The sequence below is a fragment of the Ensifer sp. BR816 genome, assembly GCF_000378985.1.
Taxonomy (GTDB): Bacteria; Pseudomonadota; Alphaproteobacteria; order Rhizobiales; family Rhizobiaceae; genus Sinorhizobium.
The window spans coordinates 349248-368831 of sequence record NZ_KB905371.1 but is presented as its reverse complement, the minus strand read 5'-3'; the positions used below and the strand labels follow the sequence as shown (position 1 = coordinate 368831).

General features: G+C 57.5%; 18 protein-coding genes and 1 pseudogene. 16 read left to right on the top strand and 3 right to left on the bottom strand.

Features of this window, described 5'->3' with window-relative positions:
* Nucleotides 1-84: 84 nt before the first annotated feature.
* On the bottom strand, nucleotides 85-1002 hold the full coding sequence (locus RHIBR816_RS0131340) for a radical SAM/SPASM domain-containing protein (protein ID WP_018240540.1): 918 nt from the start codon (nucleotides 1000-1002) through the stop codon (nucleotides 85-87).
* 491 nt (nucleotides 1003-1493) lie between these two features.
* On the opposite strand from RHIBR816_RS0131340, the gene tnpA reads away from it, so the two are divergent.
* Nucleotides 1494-1907, top strand: coding sequence for an IS200/IS605 family transposase (gene tnpA / locus RHIBR816_RS0131335; RefSeq protein ID WP_018240539.1), 414 nt, complete (start codon nucleotides 1494-1496; stop codon nucleotides 1905-1907).
* Between the two features lie 326 nt (nucleotides 1908-2233).
* Here tnpA and RHIBR816_RS0131330 read toward each other — a convergent pair whose 3' ends face one another.
* Complete coding sequence (locus RHIBR816_RS0131330; protein ID WP_026187649.1) at nucleotides 2234-3052, bottom strand: calcium-binding protein; 819 nt, start codon at nucleotides 3050-3052, stop codon at nucleotides 2234-2236.
* Between the two features lie 795 nt (nucleotides 3053-3847).
* Between RHIBR816_RS0131330 and RHIBR816_RS0131325 the strand changes: the two genes are divergently transcribed.
* The 15 genes and pseudogenes from RHIBR816_RS0131325 (at nucleotide 3848) to RHIBR816_RS36785 (ending at nucleotide 18497) form a co-directional block, all read left to right on the top strand.
* Nucleotides 3848-5026, top strand: a complete 1179-nt coding sequence (locus tag RHIBR816_RS0131325) for a cytochrome P450 (RefSeq protein ID WP_084811391.1) — start codon at nucleotides 3848-3850, stop codon at nucleotides 5024-5026.
* Nucleotides 5027-5059: 33 nt separating this feature from the next.
* A complete protein-coding gene (locus tag RHIBR816_RS0131320) occupies nucleotides 5060-5308 on the top strand; it encodes a ferredoxin (protein WP_018240536.1) in 249 nt (82 codons plus the stop codon).
* A gap of 217 nt (nucleotides 5309-5525) precedes the next feature.
* Nucleotides 5526-6071 (top strand): nuclear transport factor 2 family protein, encoded by a 546-nt coding sequence (locus RHIBR816_RS0131315; RefSeq protein ID WP_018240535.1) that lies wholly within the window; start codon nucleotides 5526-5528, stop codon nucleotides 6069-6071.
* A gap of 121 nt (nucleotides 6072-6192) precedes the next feature.
* Nucleotides 6193-7809: an SDR family oxidoreductase gene (locus RHIBR816_RS0131310; RefSeq protein WP_018240534.1), complete on the top strand. Its 1617-nt coding sequence runs from the start codon at nucleotides 6193-6195 to the stop codon at nucleotides 7807-7809.
* Between the two features lie 176 nt (nucleotides 7810-7985).
* Complete coding sequence (locus RHIBR816_RS0131305) at nucleotides 7986-9050, top strand: LLM class flavin-dependent oxidoreductase (RefSeq protein ID WP_018240533.1); 1065 nt, start codon at nucleotides 7986-7988, stop codon at nucleotides 9048-9050.
* A 655-nt stretch (nucleotides 9051-9705) separates the two neighbouring features.
* The gene (gene nodD2 / locus RHIBR816_RS0131295) at nucleotides 9706-10665 is read left to right on the top strand and encodes a transcriptional regulator NodD2 (protein WP_018240532.1); all 960 of its coding nucleotides are present in this window, start codon (nucleotides 9706-9708) and stop codon (nucleotides 10663-10665) included.
* Nucleotides 10666-11090: 425 nt separating this feature from the next.
* Nucleotides 11091-11405 (top strand): co-chaperone GroES, encoded by a 315-nt coding sequence (locus tag RHIBR816_RS0131290; RefSeq protein WP_018240531.1) that lies wholly within the window; start codon nucleotides 11091-11093, stop codon nucleotides 11403-11405.
* 39 nt (nucleotides 11406-11444) lie between these two features.
* A complete protein-coding gene (groL, locus tag RHIBR816_RS0131285; RefSeq protein ID WP_018240530.1) occupies nucleotides 11445-13073 on the top strand; it encodes a chaperonin GroEL in 1629 nt (542 codons plus the stop codon).
* Nucleotides 13074-13368: 295 nt separating this feature from the next.
* Nucleotides 13369-14076, top strand: coding sequence for a class I SAM-dependent methyltransferase (locus tag RHIBR816_RS0131280; protein ID WP_018240529.1), 708 nt, complete (start codon nucleotides 13369-13371; stop codon nucleotides 14074-14076).
* A gap of 565 nt (nucleotides 14077-14641) precedes the next feature.
* On the top strand, nucleotides 14642-14872 hold the full coding sequence (locus RHIBR816_RS39125; RefSeq protein ID WP_371259081.1) for a pantocin A family RiPP: 231 nt from the start codon (nucleotides 14642-14644) through the stop codon (nucleotides 14870-14872).
* Between the two features lie 63 nt (nucleotides 14873-14935).
* Nucleotides 14936-15082: pseudogene (locus RHIBR816_RS39120) on the top strand (hypothetical protein); the annotation flags it as partial.
* A 12-nt stretch (nucleotides 15083-15094) separates the two neighbouring features.
* Nucleotides 15095-16060 carry a ThiF family adenylyltransferase gene (locus RHIBR816_RS0131275; RefSeq protein ID WP_018240528.1) on the top strand — a complete coding sequence of 322 codons (966 nt, stop codon included), beginning with the start codon at nucleotides 15095-15097 and terminating at the stop codon, nucleotides 16058-16060.
* Nucleotides 16047-16715 (top strand): hypothetical protein, encoded by a 669-nt coding sequence (locus RHIBR816_RS0131270; protein WP_018240527.1) that lies wholly within the window; start codon nucleotides 16047-16049, stop codon nucleotides 16713-16715. Before RHIBR816_RS0131275 ends, RHIBR816_RS0131270 begins: the two co-directional genes overlap by 14 nt.
* The gene (locus tag RHIBR816_RS0131265; protein ID WP_018240526.1) at nucleotides 16702-17595 is read left to right on the top strand and encodes a DMT family transporter; all 894 of its coding nucleotides are present in this window, start codon (nucleotides 16702-16704) and stop codon (nucleotides 17593-17595) included. The genes RHIBR816_RS0131270 and RHIBR816_RS0131265 overlap by 14 nt, the downstream gene beginning before the upstream one ends.
* 587 nt (nucleotides 17596-18182) lie before the next feature.
* Nucleotides 18183-18497, top strand: coding sequence for a hypothetical protein (locus RHIBR816_RS36785; RefSeq protein ID WP_026187646.1), 315 nt, complete (start codon nucleotides 18183-18185; stop codon nucleotides 18495-18497).
* A 627-nt stretch (nucleotides 18498-19124) separates the two neighbouring features.
* Here the strand turns inward: RHIBR816_RS36785 and RHIBR816_RS0131250 are convergent.
* Nucleotides 19125-19367: a helix-turn-helix domain-containing protein gene (locus RHIBR816_RS0131250; RefSeq protein WP_018240524.1), complete on the bottom strand. Its 243-nt coding sequence runs from the start codon at nucleotides 19365-19367 to the stop codon at nucleotides 19125-19127.
* Nucleotides 19368-19584: the final 217 nt, after the last annotated feature.

Genomic DNA, 19584 nt, shown 5'->3' with positions numbered 1-19584 from the left:
GCGTTCGGGAGGAAGGCAACGTCGTGGCCGTTCCTCTGTGCCGGCATCAGAGCCAATCGTGAATGATAGTCGGGTTTGTACTTGTCATTGCCCGCTATTTTCGAGGAATGACGGATCAGCCGTTTCGCCGGCGTTGAATGAGCATGCCGACGTTTTTGGTTCGGCAAATTCACATATCCTGCAGAGTAAAAAACCATCCATTCCATTCATGCAATCTACGACTTCCCTAAAAACGGGTCCTTCAAAAAGATCTTTGTATTCGTCGCGCAGGAGATTGCCCAGAACATGGCGCCGCTCAAAATCCATGCAGCAGAGAGTAACGTCGCCGTTTGGGAGAAGAACGTTCCGGTACTGTCGTGCTTCAGCACATGTCAGTGCTCCGACGACTGGGGGTCGCGTTTCAACGATTTTAGGATCGACGCTTCCACCTCTGCTACTCAGCGGCCGCGTGCGATATAGCGCTCCGGCAGGAATTATCCCGACAATGTCGGGATGGACCTCACCCAGGACTAGGAACCGAATTGAGGGAATATCTGAGTCGACCAGTTGACGAATCAAGTCGAGATATTTTGCCCTGACAAGGCGGCCATTCATGTACATGCCGTCGTCGAAAACATGAACAACAAATACCCTGAAGCGCAGCGCTTGCAAGCGTCGGAGATCGCGCCTGTTCATTCCCACAAGCGTCGTGAAAACCCGAATGCCATGGCCGCACATGTAAGCGTGCTCGACCATTTCGGTGCAATCAGGATTGAGCCACGGCTCGGAGTAGCCGGCAAAACTAATGTCGACATCTGTCGGTACGCGCCCCAGACATCGCCTGAACTCTTCAAGACCAAGATGCTTCACTTGAGATACTGCTTTTTGCCTGCTGACGAACTTGTCCTGCGGGCAATAAGAACATCCAACGATGCAGCCTGTGGCAGTCGTAATCTCCAAGACCCTGCCGCCGGGGATGGCTGAGCGCAATTCCTGTAAGTTTATCGGGTCTGACTCGGCCACTTTCTGGATCTCTCAACTATCCGAAACAAAAGGGGTTCCCTTCGGAGGAGCATCGCCTTGCGTCCTTTATGAGGGCTTAGACGTGCATCTTCTCGAACGAACTGCGAAATAGCCGGAGGCATGGTTTTGTTCGTAGCTTTGCTTGATCGGATTTAGCTAACAAAGAGCAAGGACCATACCATGCCAACGCCAAGCGCGCCGCAAAATCATTTGATCACGTATGCCATACAGGGGTGCTGACCTCCGACTGCTTCATTGAATTGGGGAAATTTCATCCGGCATTGACAGAAGTAGACCGACGCCGCAGGCGGGGTCCGCATGACCTCGACGCAATCCCCTGCAGGATCGCCCGACAGGAAGGGCTCATGCCCCCAGCTCCTCGTTGTCGATGCGTTTGAGATACGGTCCCCATACGGTGGGGTTGATCAGCTCGAGCTGGGGCAGGTGGGCTGCTGCGACTTGGCGTGCCTGGACGTGGGCAATCGCATGCGATGTGGGACTGCAAATACCATGTGGTGTTCGCGAGTAAATACCGCACGAAAAGGCTCTACGGGGACGTGCGACGGGAATTGGGTGACCTTTTGCACAGGCTTGCTCTGCAAAAGGATTGCCGGATCGAGGAAGGGCACTTGATGCCCGACCATGTGCACATGCTGATATCGATCCCGCCGAAATATTCGGTGTCGCATATTGTCGGCTTTTTGAAAGGCAAGACGGCGATTTACGTCGCCAACAAATATGCGCGCAAACGGCGCTACAAGGGCTATCACTTTTGGGCGCGAGGGTACTTCGTCTCAACGGCTGGCTACGATGAGCAGGTCGTCAGACGCTATATCCGTAATCAAGAAAAGGCCGACAAAGCTTCCGACTTTGCCGACCTCTTAATCCTAGCTACTAACCTATAGCAAAACCGCTACTAGCGGTTCAAGCGCAGCGTTTCAAACCTCGTGCGCGATAGTGGCGCACTATAGGCCACCTGCGTTGAAGATGGGGCGCAATGTGCGCCACAGCTGGTTGGAGCAACGCGGCGAGCATTTGCCCATGAGTAGCTGTCTCGCAATCGCGCATAAACAGTGCAAGGGCGCGTCGTGGACGCGCTGACGTTGATATCGCTTTCTGAGAACGGCAGTGTTGTCAGGCTCGGCGGCTGGAGCGGCGCACTTTGTTTAAGTGCTTTTCCCAATGAAGGACGAGTTGCCACTATGCAGATCACCGATCCATGTTTTCCGCATCAGAAGAACATGAAATCCGACGCGGTCAGGCCCAGGCCAGCCAAGTGGAGCAAACTTTGCACGTTGCCAAGGTGCGCGAAGTCGTCCACGTGGTTTTCGGAGGTAACATAACCCAGGTCCGCCGTCATGGTCCTATTATTGAAATAGGCAATGATATCGCCTGCAGCCTCGCCGGAGATATCCCTGGCTGCGGCCGAGCCATCGGCGAAACTGTGATCAGTGATCACTACGGCGTGCTCGCCGTTCGCTCCATCGGCGGGGCCGCTGTAGAAGGTGTCCACCTGATTGCCACGCGCGGCGTGATTAACGAAATTCGCTTCAAGACCATCGCTGCCAAGGCCTACCGCATCGAAGGCGAAAGTATCCTGCACTGGGTCAAAATCCACAATGGTGGTGTGGTCCTCCGCGTTTGGCCCGTAGTTTTGATCAACCCCGGGGAACGGGTTGTGGAACTGGAACACAAAGGTGTCGTGGCCGGCACCTCCGGTCAAAGAGTCTCTACCGTCGCCCGCGAAGAGGGAGTCGTCGCCGGGGCCGCCGTAGAGCTTGTCGTTGTCCGCACCAAGGATGGCCGGTGCGGGGATGCGCGGGTTGCCGCGGCCAAGGTCGCCGTAGAGATAGTCGTTGCCCTCGTCGCCAAAGACGTGGTCGTTGCCCACGCCACCGAAGACCCGGTCATTGCCCTCGCCGGCCGAGATGGAGTCGCTGCCGGCACGACCGTCGATCCAGTCATCTCCCGTCGGATCGAGCATTATATCATCCCCATTGCTGCCAAAGAGACTGTTGCTACCCTGGCCGCCCCGAATTGTGTTTTCCATTGCGATCCACCTTATGAAACAGCCCCACACCACTAAACTCGTTCATATGCCTTATCGGACATTTAGAGTAATTGATTGTTTGGATAGAACACATCGACGTAGCGGATGTAACCACGTGCGCTTCGCCTCAAACTAGAACTGACATGGCCCCAAGCTGGACCGATTTCGGTTAGAGTTTCCCTTTCTCCAGGAAAATCACCGAAAAACTCTAGCCTCCGACGGTCCAGAAACCTCGTGCGGTTCAGCAGGTAACAAGCCTCCCGCATGGAGGTGACGTGTTTAAGTGTTTGACGGCAGGGCATTTCATAATCGGATCGCGGCGTTTGGATGCGTTCTCCCGGTGCGTATGTACCCGCAAGGCTCCTTGTGGCCGAAGCAGAACAACTATGTCGGAAACCGGACCAAAATAGTTGCCGAAGGCATGCAGCCGGTGTGGACAAGTCGCGCGGCGCCAACGGCATGCAACTTGCATCGATGCTTTGGGAGGGCGGATGTCCGCAGTGCCTCAAAGGAGCTCACGGGTGATTGACCAACATCTGAACTTCAGCGCGCGTAAGCTCAGTCTTCATGGACCAGGGACGCAGATACTCTGCTGCTTAAATTTGCGACCGATCTCATCCGCGCTGGTGCGTGGGTCGGCACATCGTGAAGCCGAATCTCAATGCGCATAAGACGGGGCCGCGCCAGTAATCAACATCGATGATCGCGGGGCGATAAATCGAGCCGCATGAGCGCATGATCTTGAGGAGAAACCACGTGGCCCTTAAACCGGTTCCAGACCATGTCCCGCCCGAAATGGTGAGGGACTTCAGTCTGTTCACGTCCCCTGGCATGCAACGCATGCCTAACGGGGATCCCCACGCAGCTGTCGCTCGCGTCCATGGCGGGCCGCCGATCTTTTACTCTCCCGATAACACTCGGGACAGCCGGGGAACCTGGGTCATCACGCGCGCCAAGGACCAGCGCCGAGTGCTCCAGGATAGCGAGTCCTTTTCCAGCCATCGCAGCATCTTTGCCTCCGCGCTCGGCGAAAACTGGCCGATGATACCGCTGGAACTCGACCCACCGGCGCACGGAGTCTTTCGCTCGCTGCTAAACCCGCTGTTTTCGCCCAAGCGGGTCATGGCTCTGGAACCCGCCATCCGTCAGCGCGCAATGGCGCTGATCGACAGGATCTGCGCGTCGAGAACAAGCTGCGACGTTATGAGTGATTTCGCTTTTCCCTTTGCGGTCAATATCTTCCTTCGCTTTCTGGGTCTATCGGATGAGCGGCTTGACACGTATGTCGGCTGGGGAAAGGATCTGCTTCACGGAGACAGTGTCAAACGAACGGCGGCGGCCCTGGCAATCGTGGCGTTTATCGACGAACTTGCAGCCATGCGTCGCAAAGAACCGACCGACGATGTCATGACCTTCGTCGTGGAGACTGAGGTCGATGGTCGCCGGCTGACCGATGAGGAAGTCCGGGGCATCGGCGTGCTTGTGTTCGTCGCTGGGCTCGACACGGTCGCAACGGCCATAGGTTTTGACCTGGCCCATCTCGCCCGCAATCCCAACGACCAGGCACTGCTGCGAGGCGAACCGGATCGGATCGTGCCCGCAGTTGAAGAATTGCTGCGCGCCTATTCGACTGTACAGATCATACGCGTGGCTAGGAAAAATATTGACTTCGAGGGCGCGCCGATCCGTAAGGGGGACTACATTTCCTGCGCCACGATGATTGCCAATCGCGACCCGGCGGAATTCGAATGTCCCAACACGATCGATTTGGCACGAGAGGATAACCGCCACACCGCCTTTGCGTATGGTCCCCATCGTTGTCTCGGCTCACACCTCGCTCGGCGGGAGATCGTCATTGGGCTGGAGGAGTGGCTGTCCCGCATCCCTGACTTCCGTATCAAGGAAGGTACGGCACCCATCACCTTCGGCGGTCATGTGTTCGGGATCGAGAATCTGATTCTGGATTGGTCCTGACGATAGCCGAGGCCAAAGCCATGGAGGTACCGCATGCGCATCATCGTCCACAAAGACAAATGCCAGGGGCACGCTCGCTGCTGGGCGCTAGCCCCGGACGTCTTCAAACTCGATGACGAAGGCTACATCCTGCCCGGTGACGTCGAGGTCGCGGAGAGGGACGAACTCCTCGCGTCACGAGGCGCTCGTTCCTGCCCCGAACGTGCGCTGGAAATCGATTGCACAGCCGATGCATTGCTTGCTCGGCTATTGTTCAATCAAGCCTGTGGAGGGTTCAAATAGAGTGTTGCCGTGGAGGACAACGTATGCGCGCGCCTGGCCAGGCGCCGTTCTCGTCCAGCTGTCCCGAAAGTTCTCCGGCCCTGAGCTGTTGACGTCGACGCGCAAGCGGCAAGGGTTTTGCGTCCAGTGCGGCTGAACCGCGAACTGATCGAAATTGTAACTGCTTAACTGGATGCGTCGAAACGCTCTTTTGAACTCAAAATTTGTGACAAGGCCCATGGACCAAAAAAAAATTGCCGAATTGCTCGACCGCGAGGCGATCCGCGACTGTCTCTACCGGTACTGCCGCGGGATAGACCGGGCGGACGAGGAGGCGCTGCGAAGCTCCTACTGGCCCGATGCGCATGACAATCACGGTGCCTATTCCGGCTCCGCGGAAGGCTTCATCGCGTTCGCGCTCGGTATCTTCAAGACCGAACCGCGCAATATCCATCAGATCACGAACGTCCTGATCGAGTTCATCAGCCCGACAGAAGCCGCCGTCGAGAGCTACTTCACGGCGCTCCAACGCGGACCGGACGGCGGCAGGACGATCCGGCAGGTTCTCCTCTGCGGGCGATACTGCGACCTGTTTGACAAGAGGGAAGGGGAGTGGCGAATCGCCGAGCGGACGGTGGTCTACGATTGGCTCGAGGAGCAGACCCCGCAAACGGCCTCAGAGATAAAGCGATTCGGTCTCCGCCAGCCGATCGGAGCATCGCATCCAGACGACCCGATCTACGCGCTTGGGCGGCGTCGCGTTCCATCACGAGGACGAAAGTGAGGCGAATGGCTGCTGGAACGCATCATGTTTATCGGGGCGGAGACTGCGTCCACCATATGCTGCTGTACCGCTGCGGGTCCCTTGGCCTGAGATCGCTAGCGTTGGCCAGGGAGAGCTGCCCATGAAGCAGTCGGGACGCGTCGTCATCATTACAGGCGCGGCAGGCGGGATCGGTCGTGCCCTGGGCAATGCTTTTGCCGAGGACGGAGACACTGTCGTCGCAGTGGACCTCCCGGGCAGGGGTATTCTCGAATTTGCCCGCGGTCTCGGCCACCGGCATCTCGGTCTTGAGTTCGATGTCTCGCGAGAGAAGGATATTGTTGAGCTTTGTGGCCGGATTGAAGCACAGTTCGCGCGGGTCGGGGTACTTATCAATAACGCGGCTATCGGGCCCATCATGGCTGCGACCATCGACAACAGTGTCGACGTTTTCCGACATACCTTGGCGGTAAACCTGATCGGCCCCTTTGCCATGGCCCGCGAAGCCGCGCGGCGTATGCAGCCGGGCGCCGTTGTCGTCAACGTCGCCTCGCTGGCGGGCGTGCTTGGCAATCCAAGACGCAATGCCTACGCAGCCTCGAAAGCGGGCCTGATCTCGATCACAAAATCGCTGGCATGCGAGTTGGCGCCGCGCGGCATCCGCGTGACGGCAGTAGCGCCGGGCTATGTGCGCACGCCCATGGTCGACCGACTGGAACGCGCCGGCGAGATGAACCTCGCGGCGGTCCGCCGCCGCGTGCCGATCGGGCGCATGGCGCGTCCCGACGAGATCGCCCGGGTTGTGCGGTTTCTGGCTAGCCCGCAGACGGGCTACGTCAACGGTTCGGTCCTGACCGTTGATGGCGGTTGGATGTCCTTCAACCAGCCGGGCGACGCGCACCCGCCGGTGGGTGAGATACCAGCAGCGGAACTCTCCCGTCCCGCCGAGCAGCGCGGTGCGCGGCTCGTGCTCGTCACGGGCGGGGCGAACGATATAGGCGCGGCCGTCGCTCGCCGCTTTGCCGCAAACGGCGATACCGTAGTAATTGCCGACAGAGATGGCGTTGCAGCGGCGGAGCTCGCTGGTTCCCTCGGCGGCGAGCACATGGCGAAATCCGTGGACGTGGCCGTCGAGAGCGAGGTGGTGGGGCTGTTCGAAGAGGTGCGAGGGCGGTTCGGCCGGCTCGACGTCCTCGTCAACGGTGCTTGCGTGGCCGACACTTTTGGCCCAGGGAACCAGCAAATAACAGCACAGCTCGAGCGCGTGCTGGATGTCAATCTTACGGGCGCTTTCACTTGCGCGCGCGAGGCGATCAAGATGATGCGCCCCGGAGGCGTGATCCTTAACGTTGGATCGATCGACGCCTTTCTGCCGTCTGCACCGCGTCACGCCTATGAAGCGTCTCAAGCCGGGATCGAGATTCTCACCAGGTGCATGGCGGCCGAACTCGGGCCCGGTGGCATTCGCACAGCCACCATCGCCCTTGGCTCCACTCGCCCCTCCAGCGTCGCGGGATCAGCAAAGGTCGGCGACATCGCCGCGAAAGTGATCCGCCGGCGTATCCCGGGCAGGATGGGAGAGCCCGAAGACGTGGCTGCCGCAGCGTTCTTCCTGGCTTCGCCTGACGCCTCATACATCAGCGGCTCGACCCTATGCGTGAACGGTGGCTGCACCTCTTTTGGCAATACCGGATTCGCAACCGACCTTGATCAGGAACACCCGGTGGTGGACGCCAAATGGTTGTCGTTCATGCCCTAAGTCGAGGTGCGAAACGCGTTGAAACAATTCCGAGCTTTAAGGGAGCGAATGGCGAGCGAAATGCCGCAACACGGTCTGATGCCCTAAAAAGCGGGCGACACTGCGGCCACGGAAAAATCCACGCGCGTGTGGAGCATCCCTGAATGGACCAATCTCACTGCATGAAAGGAGCCGCCATGGAATTCGCGGCATTCATCCTTGCCGCTCAGCGCGGCTATCATCAATCGGCCGATAGCGTAATCCGCAACTCAATCGAACAGGCAGCGCTTTCCGAGCAGGCTGGCTTCAACACCGCGTGGTTCGCGGAGCACCATTTCAACAATTACAGTCTGGTTCCGTCGCCATTGATGATGGTGGCGCATTGTGCCGGCCTGACGCGCACGATTCGCCTCGGTACCGCCGTCTGCGTACTGCCGCTCTACCAACCGCAGCGCCTGCTTTCCGAGATCGGCTTCACCGATATCGTTTCGAACGGGCGTCTTGAGCTCGGCGTCGGCTCCGGATACCAGCAGTTCGAGTTCGAGCGCTTTGGCGTCGATGTCGACGAGGCGCCTACCGTCTTTTCGGAATACCTGGATATCCTTCTCAAGGGGCTCAACCAGAAGATCTTCGAGCACGACGGTCTGTATGAGAAGATACCTCCGACGGCGATTTCGGTGCGCACCATCCAGAAGCCGACCCCGCCGATCTGGATCGCGGCCGGGTCGGCGCGCAGTATGGGCCGGGCCTATCGTGATGGACACAATTTGTTCGTCACGGCATTTCACAACGGCTTGGATGCTTTGGGCACGCTGCGCGAAAGCATCGAGAAAGCGGCGGCCGCCGAGGGGAAGATTGCCAAGGATGCCAAAATATCGCTGCTGCGCTGCTGCTACGCCAGCGACGACGAGGCGGAGATCGACAGCTATCTCGACAACGCCCGCTTCCAGCGCCGGCTATCCGAGGCACTGCACCAGCGCCGTCAGCAAAGCGAGGACGGCTATCTGCTTGAGGAAACCCCGACGCAACAGGATCTATCGTTTCAGAGTATGCGCGAGAATCTGCCGATCGGCAGTGTGAACCGGGTGATCGACCGCCTGTTGGAGGAAATTAATGTGCTGAAACCTTCTCAGATCGCTATTCAGACCCAGCTTGGCGATTTCCACCAGAAGACGATGCTTGGACAAATTGAACTCTGGGGCGACAAGATCATTCCGGCAGTCAACAAATCGCTTGGTCACGCGGCCGGGATGGCAGAGTGACTGCTTGTTTCGAACGACGGAGCGCTTAAAAAGCCGGCACATTTGGTGGGCCGCAGTTCGAAACGACCGCAACAGGTGGCAGTGAGTTTCGGCCGCCCTGACGAGATACCCGTCGAGACCGATTTTGGGGCCTCTGTGATTTTGCGGACGGTCGGTTCGATCTGAAGCGCCCAAAAGCGCCTCCGAGTTTAACAGAGGTAGGCACCCTTTCATCACCGGTGTTAACAGTCAGAAAATCCCTTTTGCTTGGTTGCTGCATGGTGCGGGGGCTGAAACCGCGGATCGCGATCTTTCTCGTTACCCTGTTTCAGGGCGACATCACCCTTCACTGCGTACGCGAAAATTTTCAAGTGATGCCGTCGAAGGCCCCCATGGCGGCATCGTCCAACGTGAGATAGCGAACGAGGCGCGCGATAGCGGCAGTTCAAGCGACGTCTTCTGGACGTGCAGTATGCCCATTGGACATTGGGCGGCTTGTTGGGACCTGCTGCGAGGACGGCATGCGAACCGATAGGAGCGGCCATCCGAGAGCGGTCGGCTGACCGTTGCGTAAATGGTGTGCGGGGGCCTGCCTTGATTTTGAACTAATTGTATTACTAATTAAGAATACTGATGGGTTTGGATGCCATACATTTCACGGTTGGATAGATAAGACATGCGGTTCAAGGGCCTTGATCTAAATCTTCTGGTTGTGCTCGACGCTCTGATGACCGAGCGTAATCTCACGGCGGCGGCACGCAGCATCAATCTGAGCCAGCCCGCGATGAGCGCGGCCGTCGCGCGGTTACGCACCTATTTTCGCGATGATCTATTTGCGATGGCCGGCCGCGAATTTATCCCGACACCGCGTGCGGAAGGGCTCGCCCCCGCGGTGCGCGACGCTCTGCTGCAGATTCAGCTCTCCATTGTTTCCTGGGAACCGTTTAACCCGGCCCAGTCGGATCGCCGCTTCAGAATCGTGCTTTCCGATTACGTCACACTCGTCTTTTTTGAAAAGGTCGTCGCGCGTGCGGCGCAGGAAGCTCCCGGCATCAGCTTCGATTGTCTGCCTCTTGCCGATGACTTCGAGGAACTTCTGCGCCGCGGCGACATCGATTTTCTGATTATGCCGGAATTGTTCATGTCGATGCATCCTCACGCAGCACTGTTTGAGGATAAATTCGTGTGCGTCGGCTGCCGAACGAACGAGCAGCTATCAGAGCCATTTACATTCGAGAGATACATGTCGATGGGGCATGTTGCGGTCAAGTTCGGGAACACTCGGAGACCCACCATCGAGGAGTGGTACCTGCTTGAGCACGGTCTGAAGAGACGTATCGAGGTCGTCGTCCAGGGCTTCAGCATGATTCCGCCCATGCTGTCGGGGACAGAGCGTATAGGGACCATGCCTTTGCGGCTGGCGCAGCACTTCGCAAAAACAATTCCTCTGCGGATCGTCGAGCTTCCGCTACCAATCCCCCCACTCGCCGAGGCCGTTCAATGGCCTGCGCTTCACAATAGTGATCCGGCAAGCCTGTGGATGCGCGAGCTGTTACTACAGGAGGCGTCCCTTATGGTCTCGCCGCGTGCCCCCGTACGTCTGTCCGCCCCTGGTTTTGACTGCGTCGTTCAATAGCTCGGTGTGGTGAGGGGCTGCTCGTAATAAGTGTCTCTCCTTGTCGGCAGGCTTCCATGATGAGGGTGTTGCCCTCACGTTTTTGAAATCTCTCGACATGGTTCCCCGGCGCATGCCGGAGGATGCCTCTTGCCCAAATCGCGGCCAGTACGCTTTGGTCAAGTTGTTGTCGCGATAAAACTGAGATGCGGTCGAGCGGGTCTTGCTTGTCGATGTCAGCTTGCGCCATCCTTCAGGCCGCGCTCGCAGATTGACCATTTTTAGCACTCTCCACCGAAGAGTGCTAAAAACTTGGTCGCCTCCTCTTGAATTCAATCTTCAACGGAACCAGATCAACCACTGCCAGTTGCCGAAACGGCCTGGCCCGTCCGGACTGCATCGGTCCGGCGAAGGGGATTATCGACCCGTTTATCCAGGAGGTAGGCATGAAGTTTCAACCGCTTCACGATCGCATTCTTATCCGCCGCGTCTCGTCCGAAGAGAAGACCAAAGCCGGCATTATCATTCCCGATACGGCCAAGGAGAAACCGCAGGAAGGCGAAGTGGTCGCCGTCGGCCCTGGCGCTCGCAATGAGCAGGGCCAACTGGTCGCGCTTGACGTAAAGCTCGGTGATCGGGTGCTCTTTGGCAAATGGTCGGGCACGGAAATCAAGATTGAAGACGAGGACTTGCTGATCCTGAAGGAGGCTGACGTGCTCGGGGTCATCGAAAATTTGAGTGCGGATAAAAAGGTCGCCTGAGAGCGTGCCACCGATCAGAGGCCAGTGAAGGAGTGAACCATGGCTATCAAAGAAGTAAAATTCCATTCCGATGCACGTGATCGCATGTTGCGCGGCGTCGATACGCTTGCGAATGCGGTCAAGGTGACGCTGGGTCCCAAGGGCCGCAACGTCGTCATCGACAAGTCCTTCGGTTCGCCGCGCATCACCAAGGATGGCGTCACGGTCGCGAAGGAGATCGAGCTCGAAGACAAGTTCGAGAACATGGGCGCGCAAATGCTGCGCGAGGTGGCGTCGAAAACGAGTGACATCGCCGGCGACGGCACTACGACCGCCACGGTGCTCGCGCAAGCGATCGTCAGGGAAGGCGCCAAGGCCGTTGCCTCCGGCATGAACCCGATGGACTTGAAAAGAGGCATCGACCTTGCCGTCGATACGCTCGTCGCCGAGCTGAAGGCCAATGCGCGCGGGGTTTCCAAGAATGAGGAAATCGCCCAAGTCGGCACCATCTCGGCAAATGGCGACGCGGAGATTGGCCGCTACCTTGCCGAAGCAATGGAGAAGGTCGGCAATGACGGTGTGATCACGGTCGAGGAAGCCAAGACCGCGGAGACAGAGCTCGAGGTGGTCGAGGGAATGCAGTTCGACCGAGGTTACATCTCACCCTATTTCGTAACGAACCAGGACAAGATGCGGGCGGAGTTCGAGGATCCGTATATCCTGATCCACGAAAAGAAGCTCTCCAACCTGCAGGCCATGCTGCCGGTTCTGGAAACCGTCGTGCAATCGGGTAAGCCGCTTCTCATCATTGCCGAAGACGTCGAAGGCGAAGCGCTTGCTACGCTCGTCGTCAACAAGCTGCGTGGCGGCCTGAAAATCGCTGCCGTCAAGGCTCCGGGCTTCGGCGACCGCCGCAAGTCCATGCTCGAAGACATCGCCATCCTGACGGCCGGGAGCGTGATCTCCGAAGACCTTGGCATCAAGCTGGAGAACGTCACGCTCGACATGCTCGGCCGTGCGAAGAAGGTCTCGATCGAGAAGGAGAACACGACGATCATCAACGGCGCCGGCGCGAAAGCCGACATTGATGGCCGCGTCGCGCAGATCAAGGCGCAGATCGAAGAGACGACGTCCGACTATGATCGCGAGAAGCTGCAGGAGCGCCTTGCCAAGCTCGCCGGCGGCGTCGCGGTCATCCGCGTCGGCGGCTCGACGGAAGTCGAAGTCAAGGAACGGAAGGACCGCGTCGACGATGCGCTGCATGCAACGCGCGCGGCAGTCGAGGAAGGCATCCTGCCGGGCGGCGGCGTGGCACTGCTGCATGCAGTCAAGGCGCTCGATGCCGTGCAGACCGCCAATGACGACCAGAGGGTTGGTATCGAGATCGTTCGCCGCGCCATCGAAGCTCCGGCGCGCCAGATCGCCGAGAATGCCGGTGCGGAAGGCTCGATCATCGTCGGCAAGCTGCGCGAGAAGCCCGAATTCTCCTATGGCTGGAACGCCCAGACGGGCGAATTCGGCGATCTCTTCTCCATGGGCGTAATCGACCCCGCCAAGGTGGTCCGCACCGCGCTGCAGGGTGCGGCCTCAATTGCCGGCCTGCTGGTCACCACCGAAGCGATGATCGCCGAGAAGCCCAAGAAGGAAGCTCCGCCGGCAATGCCACCCGGTGGTGGAATGGACTTCTAGTCCCGCCTGAAGCCGCGTTTCATCGGCTAGCCGAGAGCTTCAAATAAGGTGCGTTCGGCCCCGAAAGCAGAGGTCGTCGTATTCCAGCGACACTCGACGGGGCCGAACGCAGCCGCTGCACTTATCGCGCGGGGGCAGCATTCGACGCCGGCGTGTCTGTGGACGTCGACGTGCCGTAAACAGTCGGCCTGCATGACCCGCATATTATGCCTCAAGGCCTGGGAAAACTGCCGTGTGGGCCCGATACAGTTGAGCGGCCAGCAGCGCTAGCGCGTCCCCATCTCGGAGGGAACATTTGAGCGAACTCGATAATATCAGGGCAACGCTCAGGACTAGCCAACAGAGAACTTTTCCGCGGCGAATACGGGAGTTCGGGCTGGATCTGATCGTTCGAGAAGGCGTTTTTCCTCCCGAAGATTTCCAGAGTTGGCGTTGGTTTAGCGAGAACTTCCCACCATTTGCTCGAAAGCGGATCTTGGAAATCGGCTGCGGTTTCGGTCTCCCGGGTCTCCTTTTGGCAAAGACTGGAGCGCTGTCGTTGCTAGCCTGCGATATCAATCCGCAGGCCGTCGCGAACACTTTGGAGAATGCCGCAAGAAACGGTATTGAAAATGTCGACGTCATCGAAAGTGATATCTTCAGTAATATTCCTCCTGGAAGGACGTTCGACATTATTTTTTGGAACTATCCCTGGAATTTCGTTCCAGCAAAATTCGAATTTATCGATGACCTCGAGCGTGGGGCATTTGATCCCGGCTACGGCCAGCTCGAGAGATTTTTGGCGGAGGCTCAAGCATTTCTTACCGAAGGAGGCAAAATCCTTCTGGGATTCGGCATCAATGCCCGTGATGACCTGCTTGAGCGCATAGTCGCTGCCAATGATCTCAGATCGGTGATTGTGAGGTGGGGGCCGGGCCGCAACATCGACTTAACTTACAGGCTGTTCTCAATACGCCGCAGCGCCACAGCATATGGTTTCCGATCCTCAGGTGCACTGATCTAGCAATGATTGCGTCCATCGCGTGGGAACGTAATTACGGTGACGTAACGATACGGATCGATCGATGCGAATCGACCAATATGTGCTGCATGGGCCGCGGGCAACGCCGAAGGAATCCAGTGGCAACGACATCGCCGCATTCAGGCGATGAGCCTTAAGAACGCCGTCTTCATTCCACTCAGGCGGCGCAGATCAAGGACAACATGCGGGTTGACGATCGCCAGCAGCGTGACGCCATTCCGCAGAATCTGAAGGTTAGTGCTCGAATTGCCGCCGCCGATACGCTTGACCTGTCCGGGTCGACATCATTCATGAAGGCACCTGGCGTACTGTGGCTTTCCCCGATAACACATCGAAACGTAGTGACTGGAGCAGGAGGACCCGTCGTGTCGGATTTGTCCGCTCCGCGACAATCTCCTTCGGCGAGCCTCCTCGAAGCACCTTCCCTCAAGCCTTTGAACGACGGGGTCAAAAAAACTGCCACGCCCGCGGGCGTGACTGGCACGATTTTTGAGTCTCCTTCGAGCGAGGCGCTAGCAACCTGGTGACCACAAGTGCTCTGCCGAAGATGGTCGAGCGCAATCGATGGACTATCGCTCCATCTAGAATTGTCTGCGCCTCGCGAACACGTCCTGACGTGCTCGCAAGGTCACCGACGGTGGTTGCGCCGATTGTGGCGCGCTTCAGAAAGAAAGGAACGAGTATGAGAAAACTTGTATTTTCTGACCTTGAAAAGCGCATCTCTGCTATCAGCGAAGAAGACGCAACGTACAGCAAAGGCAAAATTATCCTCGCCTAGGCTGTAGATCCGGGGGCGAAGTCAACACGCGACTTCGCCCTTCCTTTTGAGCGAGGCAATCTCGTGGAGTATGTGAAACCTTTATTGAAGCGCTCCCACCATGTTCTCGTAGCGGAGGACGGAAGCATCTGCATCGGTGAGATACCCGGAAAATCAAAGATCATCCAGTCTCCTCCGCCTTGGGTTGCAGTTGTGCTTTCGAAACTAGACGGCGATCATACAATGCCGAGGATACTGAAGCAGCTTAAGGCAGAACAGTACGACGTCACGGATGGTGACGTGCACGATTTTGTCTCAGCTCTTGCTGGCTTCGGGCTTATTGAAGACAGTTCCCGATTTTCCAGTTTGCTGAGCTCGGAGGAGATCGAGCGCTACGACAGGCAGATGCTGCAATTCTCACTCATCGACGAAGATCGGGTGGATAATGCGACAGCCTATCAAGAGCGACTAAAGCAGGCCCGTGTGCTCGTGCTGGGAATGGGGGGGTGGGGAACGTGGTGCTCTCTCCTCCTTGCACGATCCGGAATCGGCACATTGCGGATCGTGGATGGGGACGATGTCGAACTTTCCAATCTCAATCGCCAGGTTCTCTACAACACCACTGATCTAGGGGCACGAAAGGTAGATGCCGCGGCGGCAAACATTAGCAAGCATAATCCGCATGTTCGCGTCGAACCTTTCTACGAATTTGCCCTACCGGATCGTGTTCGCTTGGGAGAGCTGCTGAAAGGAGTTACCGTTACAATTCTGGCTTGGGCGAGCTTGGGGTACTATCGCAAGGACAGCGTCGAGAGAATAGTCCACGAGATCGCTCGCGATCGGCAGATTCCGGTGATCGAACTTGGCGGTGACCCGCTCGACATATCGGTTGGTCCAATTTATCTCAATGACGGCAGCCACCCCTCATTCGAAGACGTGCGGCGCATTTCGCAAGAGCGATTCTATAGTGACGACGCGCTGGTTAGAAGCTTCCAGGAAGCTCGGCTGAAAAATGAGTTCGCCAACGGCAATCGCAGCGTCAACGCGTGGCAAAGCGCACCATCCTTGGCGGTAATGGCAGGTCTTGTTGCCGACCAGATCCTGAAACTTATTACAAGGTACGACAACTGCAACCTCGTGGGGAAGCGATTCCACATGTCGCTAAGGACATACGCAACGCGTGAAGAGGTGCTTTTTGAGCAAGATTGAATCGCTACGCGAGACGTTTGACGTCGAAGGGTTTGTTTATTTCGACCTATCCGAATTCCTGCCCGGCTTGCCTCGGATCGCCCAGGGCGTCGAAAGGATCGAGGATCGCTTCTGGTCCGCGATCATAAAAAATCGCGATGGCGAAGAGGATTACTATCAGGATAGCCGGGCAGCTGCTGCTCACGAACTGGCGATCGCCGATTACAATGCTGGGAAATTCTCTTATTCCTTCAAGCGGTTGGAAGACACCCCAACCAATAACCGGAACCCCATATTTTGGGGTGTTAAGAAACTTTTGTCGTCAATATCCATGTTTGAGGTCTTGAGGCAGATCACAGGAAGACAAGCTACGGCCATCCGGCGATTCTACTTCAATCGGTTTGACGAAGGGGAGTTTCTATTTACGCATACAGATCCGGGCCAGAGTTTCGGCCTCGTTCTTAACCTGTCGAAGGGGTGGGAACCGAACCATGGCGGCCTCACGATGGTGCAGACCGACGATTGCAAAGCGATTAGAGCGTGCTTGGTCCCAACCGAGTTTCAGGCGCTGATCTTTGACACCAGCGCCCGCTTGATTCCGCATTTTGTGTCGATGGTGACTGCTCGGCCGAGGGCAAAACGAATAGCAGTAGTCGTCAGATATGACGCGGAATAATAGGGCTGTCTTTGATATGAGGTCCTTGCTGGCCCTGCTGGCCGGGGGAGCCGTGGTCTTGATTTGGAGCACAGCGTTCTCCCTTTCCCGCGAGGCAATCAAAGACCTGGGTGTTTGGCCCTTTCGCTTTTACAGTCTCCTGGCGGGCCTTCTTCCAATAGCTGTATTCCTTCCTAAGAGCATGCGGGAGCTTCGAACGGCGTCAATCGCAGAACGACACAACACGCTTATCGTTGCAGTCATCAACGGGTTCGTCGTGTCGACGGTCAACGTGATAGCTCTTGCATTTTTTCCAGCGTCGGCTGTTCTGACGTTGATGTACACAATGCCCGCCATTACGAGCCTGATCGAGATTGTGTCAGGAAAGCGCCTCCATCCGTTCGCAATGCTTGCACCCGTCGTAGCGGTCTTCGGCGTATTGCTGTACATTGGTGGCAGTAGCTTCGGGGCGGGTGCCATGCTGGTTCTCATCAACGCGAGCGCCTGGGCTTTTGCAACAATCCTGGCAGGAAAGCCATCCCACTCGATTTCCGGGATCAGTAGAGTAGCGTTGCAATGCATATTGTCTTTCGTCCTGAACCTTCCTTTCTTCTTCATCTTCACGGTGGTGCCTAACGGATCAATTCCACTTCCAAGCTGGAACGATGTGCTAGCTATTCTCTATTCGGGTGTGTTGAACGGCGCCGTCGCGTTTTGGCTTTGGTACTACGCAATCGCCGGCATCGGGGTCGGCAGGGCCGCCTACTTGACGCTGCTCGTGCCGGTGGCAGGAAGCGTTTTCGCTTCAGCTTTTTTTGGAGATGAACTTGGCCCGCGGCAGGTTCTCGGCATCGCCCTTGTCTCCGGCAGCATGCTTCTGAGGGTTTCTGTCCCGCGATGACGCCAGTCTCCCTTTCATGAACGTTGATCCGTGGCGGCCGAAAGAACGCCGCCCTCTTTGAAATACTGCAGGTGCATTGGTAGTGCCAACGGCTTGCTTGGTTCCTCGTTGTTGAAAGTCCTTGTCATTGAGATCGGCACATCTGACTGACGCCGGGCCGATCTCGACGGAGTGTAGGCGCGACGAAACCCAGCGTCTTAATGTCGACTTTTAGTGCAGCCGGTGGAAGCTTCTGCTTTTGCGCCTCGGCGTGAAGCTGCGGACCCTGATGATTGCTGTCAGCGACAGCGGCGGCCTCGGCCAGGGTCGCTGGGTCGGCGTCGGAGCTCAATCTCGTACCGATCGATTTGAATGCGAAGGGGAGGCGGCGGACGGCACATGGCGCGCGACTCGCCGAGATCTCTTTAGAAAGCGGCTTCGGCAAAAGCGGGAGATCAGAATGGGACGATCCGGGCGGACTTCCACGCTCTGACGGCGGCGGGCTTGATGCCGCTGACGGCAAAGGATGCCCTAACCCGTTTGTGCAGCTATTGCCGACGGACGCGCTGCAGTAAGATTCTCCGCACAACGACAGGTGGGGAGAAGGCATGCACTATCGCCACAAGCGCGCACAACGATCGCTGCTGTTTCGAGCGCCTGGACTGGTGATCGCTGCGCTCGCCGTGGGTGCATCTGGTGGCTCCACTCTTGCGGGCCTCATCTCCTCCTGGCAAGGGCTCTCAGTCACCGGATGGTCTTGCGATATCAAGGGAAATATCAGCATCGAAACTGGGGAGAAGATCTACCACGTGCCGGGACAGCGCTTCTACGATTCAACTCGCATCAACACGAGATATGGCGAACGGTGGTTCTGCTCGGAAACAGAAGCGCACGCCGCTGGATGGCGCAGGGCGTACAGGTGACCTCGTCAAGCCGGCGAAGGGTGAGGCCTGGTCATCACCCGAACGATTGGACGAGCGAGTTTTTCTTCGATTGCTGACGAAGGCAACCCGCCGTCAACGGCCATCCTCGGCGGCGAGGCTTTCACCCGGTCCCGATCATTAAACGAAGGATATCAGGCTGTCTCACTCCCGACTGAAACAGCCTGATGAGCTTCCCGGCAAGCTCATCGGCTCGGTCGCTTGTGATCGGAATGCGTCGGACCCTGATTTCCTCATTGAGGATGCTCTGGAGCAAGTCGAGATCGTCAGGCGAAAGCGGAGGGTTATAGGAATCGTTGCCAGAATACATTGCGCAACTCGCTTAGTTGGGGCGAAAGCGCAGATCTTTCAGCCAGCGGCGCCCGTGTAACCGGCCGCTGATGACAGCAGTGTACGCCCTATTGGCAGGAGTACAACAGAGGGGACCGGTTCGGTCACGTAGCGTACACAAAAAGGCCGGGCTGAACGCGACCTGCTGCCGCTAAAGCCAGAACGTCCGTGGACGATGGCTATAATTTCATTTGGTAGTCGCCGATATTGGCGCGATTCAAAAGTGCGTATTTGCAACGGGGGATGTCGGGTATCGCTGGCAGCGTAACGCCCGTTCCGTTAGTCCAGCAGGAAGGTGGAGGTTGGCACTCGAAGTGCCGCCGCGATGCGCCTGAGCTTGTCCGGGTCGACATCATTACCTAGTTCAATCCCGGTGATTTCTGCGCCAGTCAGTCCGCAGGTCAATGCAAGATCCTCGATGCTGTATCCAACCGCTTCGCGAGATCGCCGCGCTGCGTCACCGATGTCGACGTGGCCCCGCTTCGTGACAGGCGCACCTGCATTGTTCGCTGAATTTGGCATGGGTAACTCCTTCGATCATGCGCCATAGGGAGACGGCTTCAGGGGCAGGACAAACCGCTTATGGTGCAGTGCAGCATATTTACCTTAAGTATGACAATTGCAAGGCAGTTATTGCATGATCCATGCCGTCCGGTGATATGACCGCTTTGGGAACTGTGCGACGCCTACTTTGTCGAACGCGCGAAGCCGGCTCTATAGACCGAAATAGGAGCTGCGA

Excerpts from the sequence above, each read along its gene's own strand:
- RHIBR816_RS39125 (WP_371259081.1), top strand. The coding sequence starts at position 14,642 with ATGGTCGAGCGCAATCGATGGACTATCGCTCCATCTAGAATTGTCTGC.
- RHIBR816_RS0131310 (WP_018240534.1), top strand. The coding sequence starts at position 6,193 with ATGAAGCAGTCGGGACGCGTCGTCATCATTACAGGCGCGGCAGGCGGG.
- RHIBR816_RS0131330 (WP_026187649.1), bottom strand. The coding sequence starts at position 3,052 with ATGGAAAACACAATTCGGGGCGGCCAGGGTAGCAACAGTCTCTTTGGC.
- RHIBR816_RS0131325 (WP_084811391.1), top strand. The coding sequence starts at position 3,848 with ATGGTGAGGGACTTCAGTCTGTTCACGTCCCCTGGCATGCAACGCATG.
- RHIBR816_RS0131265 (WP_018240526.1), top strand. The coding sequence starts at position 16,702 with ATGACGCGGAATAATAGGGCTGTCTTTGATATGAGGTCCTTGCTGGCC.
- RHIBR816_RS0131320 (WP_018240536.1), top strand. The coding sequence starts at position 5,060 with ATGCGCATCATCGTCCACAAAGACAAATGCCAGGGGCACGCTCGCTGC.
- groL (WP_018240530.1), top strand. The coding sequence starts at position 11,445 with ATGGCTATCAAAGAAGTAAAATTCCATTCCGATGCACGTGATCGCATG.
- nodD2 (WP_018240532.1), top strand. The coding sequence starts at position 9,706 with ATGCGGTTCAAGGGCCTTGATCTAAATCTTCTGGTTGTGCTCGACGCT.
- RHIBR816_RS36785 (WP_026187646.1), top strand. The coding sequence starts at position 18,183 with ATGCACTATCGCCACAAGCGCGCACAACGATCGCTGCTGTTTCGAGCG.
- RHIBR816_RS0131275 (WP_018240528.1), top strand. The coding sequence starts at position 15,095 with ATGCCGAGGATACTGAAGCAGCTTAAGGCAGAACAGTACGACGTCACG.
- RHIBR816_RS0131315 (WP_018240535.1), top strand. The coding sequence starts at position 5,526 with ATGGACCAAAAAAAAATTGCCGAATTGCTCGACCGCGAGGCGATCCGC.
- RHIBR816_RS0131250 (WP_018240524.1), bottom strand. The coding sequence starts at position 19,367 with ATGCCAAATTCAGCGAACAATGCAGGTGCGCCTGTCACGAAGCGGGGC.
- RHIBR816_RS0131305 (WP_018240533.1), top strand. The coding sequence starts at position 7,986 with ATGGAATTCGCGGCATTCATCCTTGCCGCTCAGCGCGGCTATCATCAA.
- RHIBR816_RS0131290 (WP_018240531.1), top strand. The coding sequence starts at position 11,091 with ATGAAGTTTCAACCGCTTCACGATCGCATTCTTATCCGCCGCGTCTCG.
- tnpA (WP_018240539.1), top strand. The coding sequence starts at position 1,494 with ATGTGGGACTGCAAATACCATGTGGTGTTCGCGAGTAAATACCGCACG.